The sequence below is a fragment of the Aulosira sp. FACHB-615 genome, from assembly GCF_014698045.1.
In the GTDB taxonomy this organism is placed as follows: domain Bacteria; phylum Cyanobacteriota; class Cyanobacteriia; order Cyanobacteriales; family Nostocaceae; genus Nostoc_B.
Map to the genome: position 1 here is coordinate 83,078 of NZ_JACJSE010000023.1, position 19,279 is coordinate 102,356.

Sequence of the window (19,279 nt, forward strand, 5' to 3'; positions counted from 1 at the left end):
CTTCAGGTATTTTTCCCAGAAATTACTGATTAAGCATTTCGGTTTAAGCACTTGAGTCAAGGATGCGATATTTTAAATAATCTAGATTTGTTAAGTACAGGACTTACGCAAAATCATGAAAAAACGAACCGCAAAGGGCGCATAGACGCGATAGCGGCTTCCCGCAGGGTAGGACACGAAGTTAAGAGGATTTGAGAGGGTTCTTGCGTAAGTCCTAAAGTATTTTTTACCTTGTTAAAGGCATAATCGCAAAAAGTTCTGAGAACCTATTTTTATAATTCCCAAAATTAGGCTGTTAAACATTGATTGTATAGATACAACTTATAATTTTTTTAGCCTGCGTTCGGCTGGGGCTTTGCCGTAGGCTAGGCAGGCTTCGTTCATCTAGACGCGACTTCAGTCGTCCGGCTTATTGTTAATTGATATTTTAAAAAAGCTACGGCGATGCCTACAACAAAGGCATCGCGGATTTTAGATCATCTCTAAAATCCCAAATCGATTTATCGATTTACTGCCGCAGCTTCTCTGGCCGCAGCTGCTTGGTCTGGATGAATACCCAAACGTGTGAGATTAATTCGGCCTTTGCCGTCAATCTCACGCACTTTGACAATCACTTCATCACCAACTGCAACTTCATCTTCGACTTTGCCGACGCGATAATCAGCCAGTTGAGAAATGTGGATCATTCCTTCCTTACCGGGTAAAAACTCCACGAAAGCACCAATTGGGATAATTCGCGTAACGCGACCCGCGTAGACATCCCCTTCATGCAGCTTGCGAGTCATTCCTTGGATAATGTTCCGCGCTTTCTTGGCTTTGCTTTCATCGACGGCAGAGATAGTCACTGTACCATCATCCTCAATGTCAATTTTGGCACCAGTTTCTTCTGTAATGCCTTTAATTGTCTTACCACCAGGGCCGATGACTAGACCAATCATGTCTGGGTCAATCTTGATAGTCAGCAGACGTGGTGCGTAGGGTGATGTTTCGGTACGTGGTTGGTCGATGGTTTGCAGCATTTTATCTAAAATGTGCAACCGGGCATCTTTGGCTTGGTGAATGGCTTGGGCTATGGTCTCCAAAGGCAGACCAGAGATTTTCATATCCATTTGTAAGGCTGTAATCCCAGCATCTGTTCCAGCAACTTTGAAGTCCATATCACCTAAAAAGTCTTCAATGCCCTGAATATCAGTCAAAACGCGGACTTCATCACCTTCTTTAATCAGACCCATTGCTGCACCGCTAACGGGTTTGATAATTGGGACACCAGCATCCATCAAGGCGAGGGTAGAACCGCAAACCGAACCCATTGAGGTGGAACCGTTGGAAGAAAGTACTTCGGAAACTACCCGAATTACATAAGGAAATTGTTCTTTGGGTGGCAGAATTGGTAAAATTGCGCGTTCTGCTAAAGCGCCGTGACCAATTTCCCTTCTACCAGGGGCGCGTAATGGTTTGGTTTCGCCAACGGAGAAGGGAGGGAAGTTGTAATGGTGGAGGTAACGTTTAGATTGGTCGGTTTGGAGGTCGTCGTTGAGGTTTTGGGCATCTCCGGGAGTACCAAGGGTACAGTTGGATAATACCTGAGTCAGTCCGCGATTAAATAAACCGCTACCGTGGACTCGTTTTGGTAAGACACTAACTTGACAAGAAACCGGACGGACTTCATCAAGTTTGCGACCATCAACGCGCACGTTGTCTTCAACGATTTGACGGCGCATGAAATATTTGGTGATTTCTTTAAAAGTCTTACCCACTGCTTTGGGGTCAGCAGTAGCCGCAACGCGAACGGGATCTTCTTCTGATAATTCAGCGATCGCAGTTTGGATGGTATCTTTAACTGCATCTAAAGCAGTATCACGCTCAGTTTTAGTAAATGTAAATTGAGACAGAATTTTCTTAATCTCGTCGTTGGCGCGATCGCGGATATAATTTTCCAGGGTTTGGTCTACCTCTGGTGGTGCTTGGTGAATGATTTGCAAACCCAAATCAGCAATGATATCTTGCTGGGCTTTAATTAAATCGCGTACTGCTTCATAGCCAAAATCAATCGCTTCGATAATATCTCGTTCTGGCAACTGATTGGCTCCTGCCTCAATCATGATTACGCCTTCTGGCGAACCAGCTACGATCAAGTCCAGGTCTCCGGCTTCAATTTCTGCATAAGTAGGATTGATAATAAAATCATCTCCTACTAACCCTACCCTTACGGCTGCCATTGGCCCGTTAAAGGGAATTTGGGCAATTAAGGTCGCTATAGAAGCACCAGTAACTGCTAAAACATCAGGTGGCACTAACTCATCCATTGATAATGTTAAAGCCACAACTTGCAGGTCATCCCGCAACCATGAAGGGAACAAAGGACGCAGAGGACGGTCTATGAGACGGCTGGTGAGAATTGCTTTTTCCGGTGGACGACCTTCCCGGCGCATAATCCCACCAGGAATTCTACCTGCTGCATAAAGTCTTTCTTCGTAGTCTACGGTAAGGGGCAGAAAATCAATGCCTTCTCTGGCTTCTGATCGCGTAGCTGTTACCAAAACAGCTGTATCCCCTGATTCTATCAAAACCGACCCACCAGCTTGGGGAGCTAGTAGGCCTAACTTCAGTCGAATATCCCGTCCATCAAAGGATATTGACTTTTCAACTTCTGCCATTCAGTTTTTTTTCCTTCTATGCACGCTATTCTCTCTCTGTGGCAATCCTAACATTTCTGCACTCTGGCTGGCTTCTGTTACATACAAAGATAAACAAGTGATTTGCTGCCAAATTTATTACATATTTGCCTATTAAGCGGCAGTAAATTCGACGGCTTGGCTATCTTTGTGGATTACCACAGGTAGAATATGCCTAATCATACTCAAAAGTTTGAGAAATTGCATGTATGGCAATCTCTGTCATTGCTCAACTACTGGTGGAGGTAAGGTATAAAAAGTAGATTTTTTTACAACTCTGCAACGGAATGGGATCTTTCTTAAATCATTCTTAAATTAGAGAAAAACAATCTCACACCAGCATGTAGCCCTGGTTGTACAATAGTACCAACCTTGGAAATATGGCGGCGATCGCCTCAACAAAATAAATATTAATTCAAATTATTTATAAATAGCAATTTGACTTTTAGCAGATATTGAAATGGCGATTTTTTCTAAACTAAGTAATAATTTGATAATTTAGAATGTTAATTAATTTGCTAATTTGATAGGGCGAAAATCAAAATAATATATAAAAAATTTTAATTTTCAATAATTTAATCTGAGAATAATTCGAGTAATTCACAATGGCGATTTTACACGGTAGCTGGGTAAGAAAAAATCAAAACAGTTGTTTATTTATCTGGGGAGAAACTTGGCGATCGCCGCAAGTAAATTGGGATGTAAATCAATCCTTAGAAATTCCACCACATCCGTTAACAATGACAGCCGTGGAGTTGAGTGAGTGGTTAGCAGGAAGGAATCTGAGAATTGCCAGCACTCAGCCACAGCCAGCACCAACTTCAGGGCGATCGCGCAAAACTCCAAAACCGTCAGAAATCAGCTTACCAAGCCATTCGCAAATTATCGCTTTACCAACTCAGATTAGCGAAACCAAGGAAGATCACAGCTTCAACTTATTACCTTTACATTCTGCCAGCCAAGATTTAAATTCTGACGCTGCACCATATCTCCAACCTTGGCAAGTTGCAGGTTTTTGCCTGAATACCAGCGAAGCAATTCAATTTCTCCAATCTCTTCCTCTCAACATTACTAATGGTGAAGCTGCTTTTTTAGCTGGAGATTTAAGATTTTGGTCACAGGTAGCCCGTTGGAGTTTAGATTTAATTTCCCGTTCTAAATTTTTACCGAATATTCAACACCAAGCGGACGGTACTATATTCGCTAACTGGCAAGTTTTGTTAGACAGTGCGGTAGATGGAACTCGCTTAGAAAAGTTCGCCGCGAAAATGCCCTTGGGTTGTCGGACTTATCAGGAATTTGGGAATGGGGAGTCGGGAGTGGGGAGTGGGGATATATATGTCAATTTACCCGAATCACCACAAGCATTAATTTTAGATTTCCTCAACAGCATCATAGATGTGCAAGTGCGGCAAATGGTGGGTAATCAACCCATCATCGAAACCAGAGTGATGGCGGCTTTACCGTCAGCAATTCGCCAGTGGTTACAAGCTTTAACGGGTGCATCTAATACCGTGGTTGCAGATGCAATTGGTGTAGAACGCTTAGAAGCGGCGCTGAAAGCTTGGACTTTGCCGTTACAACATCAACTTACAGGAAAGCCCTTATTTCGCACTTGTTTTCAACTATCTTCCCCAGAAGTGGGAGAAACAGAATGGAAACTGGCGTACTTTCTCCAGGCGGCGGATGATCCTGAATTTGTAGTGGATGCAGCAACAATTTGGCAAAATCCCGTTGAAGAATTAATTTATCAAAACCGCACCATTGAAAAACCCCAAGAAACTTTTTTGCGTGGTTTGGGTTTAGCTTCTCGATTATATGGAACAATTACACCCAGCTTAGAAACAGAATATCCCCAATCTTGCCAACTCAACCCCATCCAAGCTTATGAATTTATCAAATCTGTGGCTTGGAGATTGGAAGATAGCGGTTTGGGTGTAATTTTGCCACCTAGTTTGACAAACCGCGAAGGCTGGGCAAATCGTTTGGGGTTGAAAATTACCGCCGAAACCCCCAAAAAGCAGAAAGAACGCTTGGGTTTACAAAGTTTGCTGACTTTTCAATGGCAATTGGCGATCGGGGGACAGACAATTTCTAAAGCAGAGTTTGACAGACTGGTAGCTTTAAATAGTCCCTTGGTAGAAATTAACGGTGAGTGGGTGGAATTACGTCCCCAAGATATTAAAACAGCCCAGACATTTTTTGCTTCCCGTAAAGAACAAATGGCACTTTCTTTAGAAGATGCCTTACGCCTGAGTACAGGTGATACCCAGGTGATTGAAAAATTACCAGTTGTTAGCTTTGAAGCATCGGGGGCGTTACAAGAATTAATTGGGGCGTTGACAAATAATCAGGAAATTACACCCTTACCCACACCCGCTAGTTTTCACGGAAAATTGCGTCCTTATCAAGAACGAGGTGCGGCTTGGCTGGCTTTTTTGGAACGTTGGGGTTTAGGCGCGTGTCTCGCCGACGATATGGGACTAGGAAAATGCGTAGCGCCTGATACCTTAGTCAATGTCAATGGAATGTTACAGACAGCAGAAGCTATTTGGACAAATCATGCTGGCGTAGCAATATTTGATGGTGAAGGATTTTGGGCTGAACCCACTCAAGAGTTACTAGTTAATTCCCTAGATGAAGCAACTGGCAAAATTGTCCAAGCACCGATTCAGCGAATATATCGGCAACAAGTATGCGAAAAATTAAGAAAAATCACCCTGCAAGACGGCAGTACTATCACTATTACCCATCGCCATAAATTACTGACAAATCAAGGTTGGACAAATAATTTGCAGGCGGGTGATTATGTTTGTGTACCTGGCAAGATGCTGTGGCATGGTAAACCACAAGACCATGATTTAGTCAAGTTTTTGGCTTGGCAAATTGCCGAAGGACATGAACTAGCTGATATTGGAACTGTCAGTATTACCCAAAAAGACATAAACTTACTAGAAGATTTACGCCAAACATTTCAGAGGATAGGCGATCGCTACAATCTCAAAATCAACCGTCCTAGTATTTGTACATTTCCCGGTAAAGTTCCTTGTCTGCGAATTAATAGCCAAGCTTACCGCCGCTTTCTGGAAAATCAAGGTTACGTTTGGGGTAAACTTTCCGCAGCCAAATCGATTCCCTCATTCATTATGCAGGCGGACTTAGATGGTGTGCGGTTATTTTTACGCCACTATTTTGATGCTGAGTCCTCTGTAGTTTCTAGTATGCGGAGTATTGAGATTTCCACAGCATCAAGTTTACTAATTCAGCAACTTTCTGCACTGCTGCGTCGCTTTGGTATTTGGTTAAGAATTTCCTCAAAACAAAAATGTGCCACCAATGGTAAGCGAATTTTTCGTACTTATTATATTGGTGTTATTGGCGGCAATTCAGCCCGGAGATTTTTGCAAGAAATTGGGTTTAACTACACTCAAAAGCAGCAAAAACTAAAAGAAATTTGTCAGCGAGTTAATAACACCAATATCGAGGGTGTTCCTGCTGCTGATGTTGTCGCCCAAACAGTTGCCATAACAGGCATACCTCTGCGACACTTAGGAATGCACAATACAGTCTATATTAATGGTTCACAACAATTTTCTAGAGAAAGTTTGCAGAAAGTTGTAGTTTGTATGAACCAAATTATTACGGGAGAAACTCAACAGCAATATCAGCAATTAAAACCTTCTAAGTGGACAGCTAAAACGTTAGCTGCTTATCAAAAATTAGACTTAGAAAAATTCAATTCCACGAAACAGCATCTCCAAACATTAATTGACAAAGAAGTATTTTATTGCCAAATTAGCCACATCGAAGATGTAGATTATCAAGGCTGGGTTTACGACTTTGAAGTAGGTAAACATCATAACTTTGTGGCGAATAATATTATCTGTCACAATACTATTCAATTTATCGCCTTTCTCTTACACCTCAAAGAACAAGATGTATTAGAAAAACCCATATTATTAGTTTGCCCCACTTCTGTGTTAGGCAACTGGGAACGGGAAGTGAGAAAATTTGCCCCCAGCCTGAAAGTTATGCAGTATCACGGTGACAAACGCCCCAAAGGAAAGGCATTTGTTGAAGCCGTAAATAAGCATAATTTAATTATTACTAGTTATTCCTTAATTCATAGAGATGTCAAACTATTGCAGACAGTTTCTTGGCAGATAATTGTCTTAGATGAAGCGCAGAATGTCAAAAATCCTGATGCTAAACAGTCCCAAGCAATTAGACAAATAGAAGCAACATTTCGCATCGCCCTAACAGGTACACCAGTAGAAAATAGATTGCAAGAATTATGGTCGATTTTAGATTTTCTCAACCCTGGTTATTTGGGTAATAAACAATTCTTTCAACGGCGGTTTGCTATGCCGATTGAAAAGTATGGTGATGCGGCTTCTTTAACTCAATTGCGTTCCTTAGTTCAGCCATTTATTTTAAGAAGGTTGAAAACAGATAAAGAAATTATTCAAGACTTGCCAGAGAAGCAAGAAATGACAATATTTTGTGGTTTAACTACAGAACAAGCCGCACTTTATCAACAAGCAGTCGATACATCCTTAGTAGAAATAGAATCCGCCGAAGGATTGCAACGCAGAGGTATGATTTTAGCTTTACTAACTAAGCTCAAACAAATTTGTAATCATCCATCCCAGTATTTAAAAGAAAGCACATTAGGAGAACATAATTCTGGTAAATTGCAACGTCTAGAAGAAATGTTAGATGTGGCGATTTCCGAAGGCGACAGGGCGTTAATCTTCACTCAATTTGCAGAATGGGGTAAGTTACTCAAACCGTATTTAGAACAGCAATTAGGTAGAGAAGTTTTCTTTTTATATGGCGGTAGCAATAAAAAACAACGCGAGGAAATGGTAGACCGATTTCAACATGATCCGCAAGGGCCGCCGATTATGATTCTTTCTTTAAAAGCTGGTGGTGTAGGCTTGAATTTAACCCGTGCCAATCATGTATTTCACTTTGATAGATGGTGGAATCCAGCAATTGAAAATCAAGCCACAGACCGAGTATTTCGCATTGGTCAAACGCGAAATGTGCAAGTACATAAATTTGTCTGCACTGGCACTTTAGAAGAAAAAATTCACGACATGATTGAAAGTAAAAAGCAGTTAGCTGAACAAGTCGTGAGTGCTGGAGAAGAATGGTTAACTGAGTTAGATACAGACCAACTGCGAAATTTACTCATCCTTGACCGCAATGCTTTGATTGATGAAGATGCGGAATAGTAAGTAATCGGACAAAAATATTTACTGTCATTACGATCGCAGCGATCGCACAACGAAGCAATCGCATTATATCGTGGTTTTTTTAAGGCAACAGGCTGGTTTTGGACGAGGATTTAAACCTTGCCCAAAACCAGCCTGTTCCCTGTTGCCTTTAACTAATACCAATTCCCGAAAATTTGAAATTGCCAATACTATTTTTATAAAACTTTGTAAATAGTAATTGACAAGTATAATTTTATACTTTATTATATGAGTATGATTAAGGAAATCGCCCTAATCTAAACTCTCAAAAATAAAGGCGATCGCCGTTCCGTCCAAGAATCCAGCGATCGCCCTCATAAACTCCCAAAAAGGAATTTGAAACTATCATGTCACAATTACCAGAATCTGCACAGTCCAAATTAGAACAGTTTTTGCCTAGTGAAAATCTAGAACAACCCAGCAGCCAGCAACCAACTCAACAGCCACTACCTCAGCGCGAACCAATTAAACATGTGTTGATTGGCTCCGTGCAAGCTGTTACCCGCACCATTCAACATTTACACATAATTGGCTACGCCAACGTCAACGACTGGAGTGTGCCACAACCCACCCCCAACTCTGATGAAGTGATGAGCATTTTAATTCGTCAGATTCTCATTCGCTAACTCGGCTGTAGAGACGTTGCATTGCAACGTCTCTACAAAGGTGATCAGGGGAGCATTCCAAATGTGCAGAATACCCCTCAAACTGGAAGTCTGGAGCTACACAAACCAAGTCCGCCTAGCCTGCGGCAACAGCAAAGCTGAACGCGGACTAATATACGCAAATAGCCTGCGAAGGCAGGCTTTGTTCTTATAGCCGCGACTTCTAGTCGTTCGGCATTATTTTGTGCAGAATTGGAATGACTCCTGCCTTCTGCTATATTTAGCCGGACATGATATTACGCAACACCGATAATGTCATTGCGCCGAATCTACATCTACTGATTTAACAAACTCTTCAATTCCGCATCAGTGAAGGGATTTTGACCAGCTTTTAACTCCTTCACCCAGTGTTGGCGTTGGGCTTTGTAATATTCACTATCAGTCCAGGCGATGAAGGCTTCAAAGTCGGCTATTGCGCCTGGGGTGTCGCCTGTTAACGCCCTGGCTAAACCGCGACTATCACGAATCTCGCCATCATCCGGTGCAAGGGTGACGGCTTTTTCACAGGCGAATAATACTAGCTGGGCTTGTTTGTGTATACTACCTTGGCGGCATAGTATATCCCAAGCATAGTAGGAGATTTCGATTTTGGGTCCTAATTTTTGGGCATCGGTGTAAGCTGTGACTGCTTCTGAGACTTTGCCATAACTGACAAGCCATTGACCTTCTTCCAGCTTGCTTTGTACAGCAAACTCTGTGGCTTTGGCTTGGGGGTCAAAGTTTAATTGCTTGTTCCATTGTTTTGCTTTGCGGAATTTGGCAACGGCAGCGTTAACATCATCATTTTGGGCTAATTTTTCGCCTTGGGTAACTAACACGGTAGTTGCTGACATTAACCGAGATGGCGTTTGGCATTCTTTAACTTCTTCTAATGTTTCGGGATAAGCAATGAGGTAATTATTTAGCAAGGTGCAACCACTGTCTAATAAACTACTCAGATTCAAATCCCAAAGTTTGATGGTGTTGTCAGCACTGCCAGAAGCCAGGGTTTGTCCGTCGGGGCTGAAGCTGATGCTATTGACCGAACTGTTATGACCACTCAGGGTTTTCAGGAATTTACCTGTGCTGATATCCCAAAGTTTGATGGTGTTGTCCCAACTGCCAGAAGCCAGGGTTTTACCGTCGGGGCTGAAGCTGACGCTCCAGACCGAACTGTTATGACCACTCAGGGTTTTCAGGAGTTTACCTGTGCTGATATCCCAAAGTTTGATGGTGTTGTCAGCACTGCCCGAAGCCAGGGTTTTGCCGTCGGTGCTGAAGCTGACGCTCCAGACCGAACTGTTATGACCACTCAGGGTTTTCAGGAGTTTACCTGTGCTGATATCCCAAAGTTTGATGGTGTTGTCATAACTGCCAGAAGCCAGGGTTTTACCGTCGGGGCTGAAGCTGATGCTATTGACCGAACTGTTATGACCTCTGAGGGTTTTCAGGGGTTTACCTGTGCTGACATCCCAAAGTTTGATGGTCTCGTCACCACTGACAGAAGCCAGGGTTTTGCCGTCGGGGCTGAAGCTGATGCTATTGACCGAACTGTTATGACCACTCAGGGTTTTCAGGAATTTACCTGTGCTGACATCCCAAAGTTTGATGGTCTTGTCCCAACTGACAGAAGCCAGGGTTTTGCCGTCGGGGCTGAAGCTGATGCTATTGACATAACTGTTATGACCACTCAGGGTTTTCAGGGGTTTACCTGTGCTGACATCCCAAAGTTTGATGGTCTGGTCATAACTGCCAGAAGCCAGGGTTTTGCCGTCGGGGCTGAAGCTGACGCTATTGACCGAATTGCTATGACCGGTCAGGGTTTTCAGGATTTTACCTGTGCTGATATCCCAAAGTTTGATGGTCTTGTCATCACTGCCAGAAGCCAGGGTTTTGCCGTCGGGGCTGAAGCTGACGCTATTGACCCGACTGTTATGACCTTCTAAGGTGTTCACTTCTACGGCTATAGCTCGATTTGCTGGGTTTTCTCCGGCTTGTAAATACACCCCCTGGTTTAAAGTTGCCACAGTCCACGTTTGGGTATCTGATTCTGCCCAAGGTGCTTGTTTCAGTCTTCTTACAGCTTTTAAAGCTTCAATTAAAGCATCAGGGTGTTGTGCAGAAACTAACAATGCTTCGGAAGAATTATTCAAGGCGTTAATTTCACTAATCTCGGCTCGTTTTCTTTGCCTGTCCGCTTGTTGTGCTGCATTCCAAGCTGTAACGGCTAACCCAGCTAAAACCACTCCGGCGGTGACTGAACCAAATAAGGCGCGTTTTAATAAACTATTGAATTTGGCATCACTGAGTTTGCGTTGCTTTCTTTCTCTGTCCAGTTCCGCCATTATTTCTTTTAACTTTGGTTCCTGTTGCTGGCGAATAAAGGCGGCTAAATAATCATGCACTAATTGGTAGCGGTCGGCGGGTGTTTCTGGCAATAACATGACTAAGCCAGAATTGACAAAAATTTCTAATACTAAGTCTAGTTGGTTGGTTGTTAATAAAAGTTCTGGAGATCCCCCCGCCTGCGGCGACCCCCTTAAAAAGGGGATTGAGGGAGTGAAGCCCCCCTTATTAAGGGGGGTTGGGGGGATCATAAATTGCTGCAAATCGCGTTCTAGTTCCGCGCGAGTCTTTAGGGGGCGAGTTCCCTTTTCATCGGTGAGCAAATACAGCAGCACTTCTGCCATTTGCTTGTTTTCTGCACCGCAGTCATTCACCACTTCATCTAAATAACGCTGCACTAGTTGTTGTTTTGTTGCACGCTGGCGATATTCTGCCAGGGTTCTAATATTTTCGGTTTGCATTTGCGCCCCAACTACCTGCAACTCAATAGGACGAACTTCGCCTAATTCCTCGGCTAAGTCCTGCACTAGTTGATCAATTAAAGCAGGTTCTAAACGGAAACTTGTATTTTGAGTTAAACGCTCAATAATTGACTTCGTATTCTCCGGTGAAAAATTCCCCAACTTATACAGCACATTCCGGCTGAGGATGTCATTAGCAATAATCTTCATACTGGATAAATCATTGCACTCCAGCAAGTAATGGAGGTAATCTACCCGCAATGACAAAACCACCTTCGCTGACAGAACATTCAAACATTCACCCAAAAACTCAAAAAATTGCCGTCGCTCTTTTGGTTCAGTGTCAAAGAAAAACTCCTCAAACTGGTCAAATATCAGCACAGTGCGGAGGTTGTTTTGTTCGTTCTCTTTGAGTTGGTTTAGTAGGGAGTGGGGGTGCGGAGGGGCGAGGGTGCGGGGGTGCTGGGGTGAAGTTTGAGGTTCTGAGGTTGAACTTTGAACCTCTGAGCTTGAACTTTGAACCTCTGAGGTTGAACTTTGAACCTCTGAGGTTGAACTTTGAACCTCTGAGCTTGAACTTTGAACCTCTGAGGTTGAACTTTGAACCTCTGAGGTTGAACTTTGAACCTCCGAGGTTGAACCGTGAACCTCTGAGGTTGAACCATGAACCTCTGAGGTTGAACCACGAACCTCTGAGGTTGAACCACGAACCTCCGAGCTTAAAATTTTTCCCTCACTCCCCTGCACCCCTGCTCCCCCACTCCCCCGCTCCCCTAGCTTCACCCATCAACCTTACCAACTCTCTCACCCAGTTGGAATAACCGCGCATAACTACAGGTAAGTTATCTCGATAACCTATCGCCTTATTTTTTAAAGCTGGTACTAGTCCCGCATTCACTAGGGAACTTTTACCCACACCCGATTGCCCGTGAATTACTATCAATTTATAGTCAGGGCGACCAATGCGTTCAATTAACTGTTCTATATCTAATTGGCGACCAGAGGCGGCAATTTCTGGGGCGATGCTATCTTTATTTTCAAGTTTTAATGGCGTAATGTTCGGTGTTCCTGCTTGTTTTGCAGCTTCTAACCGACCTGCACCAATAAACGCCCGCAAGCCAAATTGTTGTTCAATTGAACGGATTTCTAATTTAGTATCAAAGGCTGGCAGATATTGTTTTTGCTGAAGAAATAACTCGCGTAAATCATCAAGAATTTTTAAGTAAATCTCTGGGTCGTTGTTAGTAATACCAATTGCTCTCGCTGCTGCTAAGTTATTAATAGCTATTTGATATTTTTTTAAATGTTGTTGTGCTTGGGCAATATTAAATAATAATTCCTGACGCAGCGCATAATTAGTAGTGGTTACATCTGAGTAATTCGCTAAAATATCTAACGCTGTTTGAGCTAATTCTTGGGCTGGCTGCCAATTTGCTTGTGCTAGGGCAACTGCGGCTAAGTAATTATAATCTTGAGCAATTTTTATTTTGTTATTTTCAGCTTGATGTATTTGCAAAGCCCGTTCCGCTAAGTTTTTTAATTGCTGCCAGTTTTTTAAGTAACGTAGAATAATGCCAAACTGCTCAAGGGAATTAGCAATTAAATCGGGACGTTGGGCAGATTCAAAGGCGTTGATACTTTGGTCAAGATAATTTTGAATTTGTGGAATCATATCAGCTTTGACCTCTCCCCCAGCCCCTCTCCGACGCGGAGAGGGGAGTTCTTCTTCTCCCCCTTCCCTTGTAGGGAAGGGGGTTGGGGGGTTAGGTTGATCCAGTTTTCTAGCTTTGGCGTAATAACAAATCGTGATTTGACTGAGTATCTGCCCTTGGCGTTCTAAGTTATTACTTGTCTGCCAAAAAGCTAAACTTTGCTGATAATATGTAATAGCTGTATCTAAATATTGCTCGATATAAGCAACTAGTCCTCGCAAAAATTGACAATTAGCTTGAGTGTTTAAAGTAAAAAGTTCAGCAGTGTTTTGTAATTCTTGCCAAGCGGATTTAATTTCTGTACAAAGCTCTAAGGTAATATTAAAACTATTAGCAAATAATTCGGTTGCAGTTTGTTGAATAAACTCTGTTAATTCATCAGAACTAATAGTAAATATATTTGTAGTAGCCCAACTTTCTAAGTCGGGAGCTAATTGGCTAAATTGTTGATAAATTTCATCATTCACCCACAAGACTATCGGGAAAGCAAAACTCCGGCGAAATTCTTCCCTGACTTGATTTGCAGAGGTTAACATCTGCGGTAAATCTCGCAAGGTTTCTAAACCAGTAATCATTAAAGCTTGGATATTATCACCAAATTCTTCTTGAATGGCTTTATGCAGTGTCCTTTCGGATGGCTTTAAATGCAAAACCCGAATCTCGACTTCGCAGATTTCTTGTAATCTGGCAATCAGGCGATCGCGCAGTTTGGCATAATTACATCGTGCCAATATCAGCTTGAACTGCCCGACAGAAGTTTCTATTGCCCAAGCTAGTTCTTGCAGTCTTGCTTCATTTTCCTGTGAATCAGTCATAAGTAAGTCAGTGTGAATATTGATTGCTAGGACAAGGCAGGCTACAGTTTACACACAAGTTCCTGAAATTACTACCAGCCCTTGAATTACCCCACCCTAACCCTCCGCTTGTAAAGGCTATGGTGTACACACAAATATTCGTGTAGTGCATCTGTCCCGCCTCGGAATGAATTCCGAGTCTCATAGCGCAAGTCATCTGAAGATGACTCAACCAAAAATGTCTTCCAGTCCACGCTTTGTGGACTTTTGCTATGAGCCTGGAACTTTAGTTCAAGGCGGGATAGGCTTTCATACTACAAATTTTTGACTTGTGTGTACACGGTAGAGGGGGGTAATTCGACTTGTGCATACACCATAGGCTTTCTAAAGCAATTCCTTTGTCTCCGCCAAAATGGGATTCACCTCAAACCAAGATTCGCCGCCATTTCGATATTCAAAGACAAATCGACTACGAATGAGTTTTTGATAACCTTCATCATCGCTGACTTTTTTAGTTTCTTTAACACGGCGGAGTAATTGCCACTCTTGGGGAGAAATTGGCATCATGATTTCATTCCGGCGTTCCCGAATGACTGTTTCTAAGGTTTCCCGGCGCAGGGGAAATTGTCTTTGTTTTTGAATTAAGCTATTAAGCAGACGGAGCAAGTCACGCACATGACCACCACTCATCCGACACAGGTGTTCTAGAGTGGTAGCATCATCAAAAATTGCGGTAATATTTTTGAGGCGTTCGGCTGGTGCTATGTCAGGAAAGGCTCTAGCTAATACCATCTGTTGCATGAGTGCCATTCCTGAAGTGTGAATACTGCCATCAGGCGACTGTACAGGAACCATCGGCAAAACTTTCGGGTCTTCCGGGAAGCGTTGAGTAAGCATTCCATAATCATTGGAAAACTTCAGGGACAGGGGCATGGTGTAAACTACATGGCAGTTAAGCTTGGTGAGAAACTCGCCTTGGTCAACAAACAGATACTCTTGTTGTGGACGACCCCAAGCTTTGACACGATTATCAATGCGGTCAAGATTATCTACAATGACTGTTAAGCCTTTTTTACCTTGCTGCTTGAGTTTAGCGATCGCATCTGCTAATAATTCTTGGTTAATGGCTTGTAATAGTGTTAACTTCTGTGGCGCGAGAAACTGATTGAGTTTTTCCCGCAGTGAAGGGTCACTTTTGGTTCGCGCTGTAATTTTACCAATACCAAAGGCGAGAGAAAATTTCTCGTTTTCCTGGCTAAAACCCACATCACCCACCCCAGGAACCTTAAGTTCGGCGGCGGTAACTTCGGCGTTTAGAACTTTCCACGCACCTTGTAGCAGTTCTTTTAACTTCTTAGGTTCTTCCAGTGTAATTTTATCTAGACTTTGGCTCACACGCCGCGCGATCGCCAACATGACATCGGCAATATCTACGTCTGTTGTGACTAAATCTTCACTAGACTCAAAATAAACTACGTGGAAATTGTCTTTTTCTAATTCTGCTTGTAACCTTAATAGTTCCGTCGATTTACCGCAACCAATATGCCCTGTAAACAAAGTGCAGGTGGGTTCATCAGGCTGCCAAAAAGTAATTTTCTCTTTGAGTTCGCTGATAATATCGCCGCCCCGCACAGAGGAAAAATCTATATAGTATTGATCATCTACGCCATTATTGATATTTAAAGTCTTACTGGGATTGGTGATTTGGTAAAATTTCCGAATATCTATAGTCATAGTCTTGGTGATGCGATCGCCCTTAATTACCAGGATAAATATCCATACAACCAATAACCGAATATTTCCAATATATTTCGGTTTTGTGTAGGCTATGTAAAAGGTTATGTGCATCAACTTTCGGCAAATAGCCCTCGGACTGAAGCCAGCCCCAGCGATTAGAAATCACGCGCCACTGAGGGAGTCGGGGAACCCGCCCAACGCAGTGGCTTGGCTATACAGGCGAAACTCACCTCCGTGGGTTTGAAAATCTTGATTTTTGGTTAGTCAGCGTAGGCGGACTCATACCATTTTGGATTTTAGATTTTGCGAAAAGTTGCGTGGGCGGGTTCCCCGACTTGAGCAAACTTTTCAAGACAGATTTTGGATTGAGACAGGCTTTACTGGTAAGCTTTTGGGCAATTCATTTGTCGCAATCATTCTTCAATTTGGTATTAGTTTATGTAGTAGCGAATTATATTCGCCCAAAACTTTTCAAACATCCTCTCATTTTCTATATAATTCGTAATTAATTATGACTAGTTACACATTACAAGCAAGTCGTGAATGGTGGTCACAAAGATGGCTAGAGTTACTTGATTCTTATCGGTTTAAAAAGCGGTTAGAACGGGCGCGAAATTATGCGCGGCAAGGTAATGTTCTCAGCATTGAATTTAAAGGCGCGAAAGTATTAGCTAAAGTCCAAGGTAGTGAAGTTGAACCTTATACTGTTTCCCTTTCTCTTAACTCTTTTAGTGATGAAGAGTGGGGTTATGTCATTGAAACTATGTCTAAAAAAGCATTATTCGCCGCCAAATTATTAGCAGGAGAAATGCCCCAAAATATTGAAGAAGTTTTTACGGCTAATGGTCTTTCGTTATTTCCCTTTACCTTGGGTGATGTTCACAGTAAATGCTCTTGTCCAGATAAAGCTAACCCTTGTAAACACGTTGGCGCAATTTACTATCAATTAGGCGACAGATTCAGCGAAGACCCCTTTGTGCTGTTTCAATTACGCGGTCGGACTAAAGAACAAATTATTCATAACTTACGCCAACTACGCGGCGCTAAACCAAAAGCAAATACACCTGCAACATCAGAAATTCCACACACAATTACTCCTCAGCAACCCGCAGTCAATCTTAATGCTTTTTGGGAATATCATGAGCCTTTAGATTCATCTTTAGTAGTGATTGCGCCTAGTATGGGTGATACAGTCTTAGATGTTTTAGGTGCAATTCCCTTAGCTAAAACTGAAGATGAAGCGGTCAGTGTTAATGCGGGTGATGTGGTCATGAAATATTTAGATGGCGTTTACAAAGATGTTAGCCAAAAAGCGATGTTAGCAGCGATGAATGTGGGTGGTGGTTAAGTTTGTATGTTATTACAGCATGGATATGTATTTAAACTCACATGGAAATTCAAAGCAGAATTATTACAGTAGAACTTGCTGATGGTACTAATATTAAAGTTGAAGCTACACTAATAGGCGATCGCAAACCAAATATTCAAGTTAGACCGTTTAGCGAAGTCACAACCCCCCTAGAAGCTCTTGTAACAGAAATTGCCGAAGTATTAAATAAAGTTAAGCCAGATAAAGCTAGTGTCAAATTTGGCATAGATATTGGCATTGAATCAGGGAAGCTCACACCTGTATTAGTGAAAGGTAATGATACAGGTAATCTGGAGATCACTTTAGAATGGAACCACTGTTGAGAATGGTGTAATACCATTTCACTTTAAAAATGATACAGACATGAAAGCAGCGCCTCGACTTCTCCTGACGGAGACGCTGCGCGAACGCTCGGCGACCGGAATCAGAGTTGCAGAGGAGTGATTTGTATCAGTAATTTCGTGAATTGGTGTAAGGGTTGAGGGGTGAAAAATTCATACACAATTCTTTCCTGGTTGAATTTATTTTTGCGTTCTTTAAGTAATAGCCATTGGTATTTACTCATCACTCATTACTCCTTCCAAAACTGTATGAATAAAAAATGGGTAAATCTTATCAAAGTCAACACCCTACCCTCGTACCCTTGCTCAAACCCTTGATTTTTCGTCTCACTGCGTAAGTCCTAATTCAAAGAAAAAGGCTCTTGTCGTAAAACAAGAGCCTTTTAAAAATTCGATTGTCAGTGATGAAAAAAGGACTTCAACTTAGTCGAGGTCATTCATGAACATTACTGGTTCGTTCTCACGGTCGATACCTTTCTCGAAACCACCAGCAGCAGCACGAGCGCGACCCGCGTGCCACAAGTGACCTACTAGGAAGAAGAATCCTAATACGAAGTGAGAAGTAGACAACCATGCACGAGGAGATACATAGTTGAAAGAGTTGATTTCAGTTGCAACACCACCTACAGAGTTCAAAGAACCCAGAGGAGCGTGAGTCATGTATTCAGCAGCGCGGCGAGCTTGCCAAGGCTGAATATCGTTCTTGATTTTGTCTAAGTCCAGACCGTTAGGGCCACGTAGAGGCTCTAACCAGGGGCCTTGGAAATCCCAGAAGCGCATGGTTTCACCACCGAAGATGATTTCACCAGAAGGAGAGCGCATCAAGTATTTACCTAGACCGGTGGGGCCTTGAGCAGAACCAACGTTAGCACCCAAGCGTTGGTCACGAATTAAGAAGGTTAAAGCTTGTGCTTGAGAAGCTTCAGGGCCTGTGGGGCCGAAGAATTCGCTGGGGTAAACGGTGTTGTTGTACCAAACCATACAAGAAGCGATAAAGCCCATTAAGGACAATGCGCCTAAGCTGTAGGAAAGGTAAGCTTCACCAGACCAGATAAAGGCACGACGCGCCCAAGCGAAAGGCTTGGTGAAGATGTGCCAAATACCACCAGAGATACAAATTAATGCAATCCAGATGTGACCGCCAACTACGTCTTCCAAGTTATTAACGCTGACAATCCAACCTTCGCCACCAAAAGGAGCTTTGATCAGATAGCCAAAGATAACTGCTGGGTTGAGTGTTGGGTTTGTAATGACGCGCACATCACCACCACCAGGAGCCCAGGTGTCGTAGAGACCACCGAAGAACATCGCCTTCAGCACTAACAGCAACGCACCAGAACCTAAGATGATCAGGTGGAAGCCGATGATGTTGGTCATCTTGTTTTTGTCTTTCCAGTCATAACCAAAGAAGGAAGAATACTCTTCTAAGGTTTCTGGGCCGCGAACTGCGTGATAGATACCACCAAAACCCAGGACTGCGGAAGAAATTAGGTGGAGTACACCAACTACGAAGTAGGGGAAGGTGTCAATTACTTCACCACCAGCGCCTACACCCCAACCTAAAGTAGCGAGGTGAGGTAGCAGAATTAAGCCCTGTTCGTACATAGGCTTTTCTGGGATAAAGTGAGCAACTTCAAATAATGTCATTGCTCCAGCCCAGAAGACAATTAAGCCAGCATGAGCAACGTGAGCGCCTAGCAGTTTACCAGACAGGTTAATCAAACGAGCGTTACCAGACCACCAAGCAAAACCGGTGGATTCTTGGTCACGACCGCCACCCATAACTGCGGGTCTATTAGAGAGCGTTACCACGAGGTAATACCTCCTCAGGGAATATAAATTGTTCGTGGGGCTGGTCTTGAGGAGCCATCCAAGCGCGGATACCCTCGTTCAGCAAAATGTTTTTGGTATAGAAAGTTTCAAATTCTGGGTCTTCGGC

General features: G+C 42.9%; 10 protein-coding genes and 1 pseudogene. 4 read left to right on the top strand and 7 right to left on the bottom strand.

Going from position 1 to position 19,279, the window contains the following annotated elements; all coding sequences use genetic code 11:
- Window positions 1-500: 500 nt before the first annotated feature.
- Complete coding sequence (locus tag H6G77_RS26360) at window positions 501-2,657, bottom strand: polyribonucleotide nucleotidyltransferase (protein WP_190590878.1); 2,157 nt, start codon at window positions 2,655-2,657, stop codon at window positions 501-503.
- A 623-nt stretch (window positions 2,658-3,280) separates the two neighbouring features.
- Between H6G77_RS26360 and H6G77_RS26365 the strand changes: the two genes are divergently transcribed.
- Both H6G77_RS26365 and H6G77_RS26370 read left to right on the top strand, forming a co-directional pair.
- The gene (locus tag H6G77_RS26365; protein WP_190873122.1) at window positions 3,281-7,915 is read left to right on the top strand and encodes an SNF2-related protein; all 4,635 of its coding nucleotides are present in this window, start codon (window positions 3,281-3,283) and stop codon (window positions 7,913-7,915) included.
- A 368-nt stretch (window positions 7,916-8,283) separates the two neighbouring features.
- Window positions 8,284-8,562 carry a hypothetical protein gene (locus H6G77_RS26370; protein WP_190590874.1) on the top strand — a complete coding sequence of 93 codons (279 nt, stop codon included), beginning with the start codon at window positions 8,284-8,286 and terminating at the stop codon, window positions 8,560-8,562.
- Between the two features lie 314 nt (window positions 8,563-8,876).
- Here H6G77_RS26370 and H6G77_RS35895 read toward each other — a convergent pair whose 3' ends face one another.
- The 3 genes from H6G77_RS35895 to H6G77_RS26380 all read right to left on the bottom strand — a co-directional run bounded on the left by H6G77_RS35895 (window position 8,877) and on the right by H6G77_RS26380 (window position 15,627).
- Entirely contained in the window at window positions 8,877-12,170 is a 3,294-nt protein-coding gene (locus tag H6G77_RS35895) for a hypothetical protein (RefSeq protein WP_396020688.1), read from the bottom strand.
- A complete protein-coding gene (locus tag H6G77_RS35900) occupies window positions 12,121-13,914 on the bottom strand; it encodes a hypothetical protein (RefSeq protein WP_242049307.1) in 1,794 nt (597 codons plus the stop codon). Before H6G77_RS35900 ends, H6G77_RS35895 begins: the two co-directional genes overlap by 50 nt.
- Before the next feature lie 363 nt (window positions 13,915-14,277).
- Window positions 14,278-15,627, bottom strand: coding sequence for a P-loop NTPase fold protein (locus H6G77_RS26380; protein WP_190595214.1), 1,350 nt, complete (start codon window positions 15,625-15,627; stop codon window positions 14,278-14,280).
- A gap of 514 nt (window positions 15,628-16,141) precedes the next feature.
- Between H6G77_RS26380 and H6G77_RS26385 the strand changes: the two genes are divergently transcribed.
- Both H6G77_RS26385 and H6G77_RS26390 read left to right on the top strand, forming a co-directional pair.
- On the top strand, window positions 16,142-16,978 hold the full coding sequence (locus H6G77_RS26385; RefSeq protein WP_190873123.1) for an SWIM zinc finger family protein: 837 nt from the start codon (window positions 16,142-16,144) through the stop codon (window positions 16,976-16,978).
- A 41-nt stretch (window positions 16,979-17,019) separates the two neighbouring features.
- On the top strand, window positions 17,020-17,322 hold the full coding sequence (locus H6G77_RS26390; protein ID WP_190873124.1) for a CU044_2847 family protein: 303 nt from the start codon (window positions 17,020-17,022) through the stop codon (window positions 17,320-17,322).
- 101 nt (window positions 17,323-17,423) lie between these two features.
- Here the strand turns inward: H6G77_RS26390 and H6G77_RS26395 are convergent, their stop codons facing one another.
- From H6G77_RS26395 to H6G77_RS26405, 3 genes and pseudogenes are all read right to left on the bottom strand, one after another.
- Window positions 17,424-17,564, bottom strand: a complete 141-nt coding sequence (locus H6G77_RS26395) for a hypothetical protein (protein ID WP_190873125.1) — start codon at window positions 17,562-17,564, stop codon at window positions 17,424-17,426.
- A gap of 199 nt (window positions 17,565-17,763) precedes the next feature.
- The gene (gene psbC / locus H6G77_RS26400; protein WP_190595213.1) at window positions 17,764-19,152 is read right to left on the bottom strand and encodes a photosystem II reaction center protein CP43; all 1,389 of its coding nucleotides are present in this window, start codon (window positions 19,150-19,152) and stop codon (window positions 17,764-17,766) included.
- A pseudogene (locus H6G77_RS26405) lies at window positions 19,136-19,279 on the bottom strand (photosystem II D2 protein (photosystem q(a) protein)); the annotation flags it as partial. The pseudogene H6G77_RS26405 and the gene psbC, both read right to left, overlap by 17 nt.

Bases quoted from the DNA above. Each gene is read 5' to 3' on its own strand.
- H6G77_RS26370 (WP_190590874.1), top strand. From the start codon at position 8,284: ATGTCACAATTACCAGAATCTGCACAGTCCAAATTAGAACAGTTTTTG.
- H6G77_RS26390 (WP_190873124.1), top strand. From the start codon at position 17,020: ATGGAAATTCAAAGCAGAATTATTACAGTAGAACTTGCTGATGGTACT.
- H6G77_RS26365 (WP_190873122.1), top strand. From the start codon at position 3,281: ATGGCGATTTTACACGGTAGCTGGGTAAGAAAAAATCAAAACAGTTGT.
- H6G77_RS26395 (WP_190873125.1), bottom strand. From the start codon at position 17,564: ATGAGTAAATACCAATGGCTATTACTTAAAGAACGCAAAAATAAATTC.
- H6G77_RS35900 (WP_242049307.1), bottom strand. From the start codon at position 13,914: ATGACTGATTCACAGGAAAATGAAGCAAGACTGCAAGAACTAGCTTGG.
- H6G77_RS26360 (WP_190590878.1), bottom strand. From the start codon at position 2,657: ATGGCAGAAGTTGAAAAGTCAATATCCTTTGATGGACGGGATATTCGA.
- H6G77_RS26385 (WP_190873123.1), top strand. From the start codon at position 16,142: ATGACTAGTTACACATTACAAGCAAGTCGTGAATGGTGGTCACAAAGA.
- H6G77_RS26380 (WP_190595214.1), bottom strand. From the start codon at position 15,627: ATGACTATAGATATTCGGAAATTTTACCAAATCACCAATCCCAGTAAG.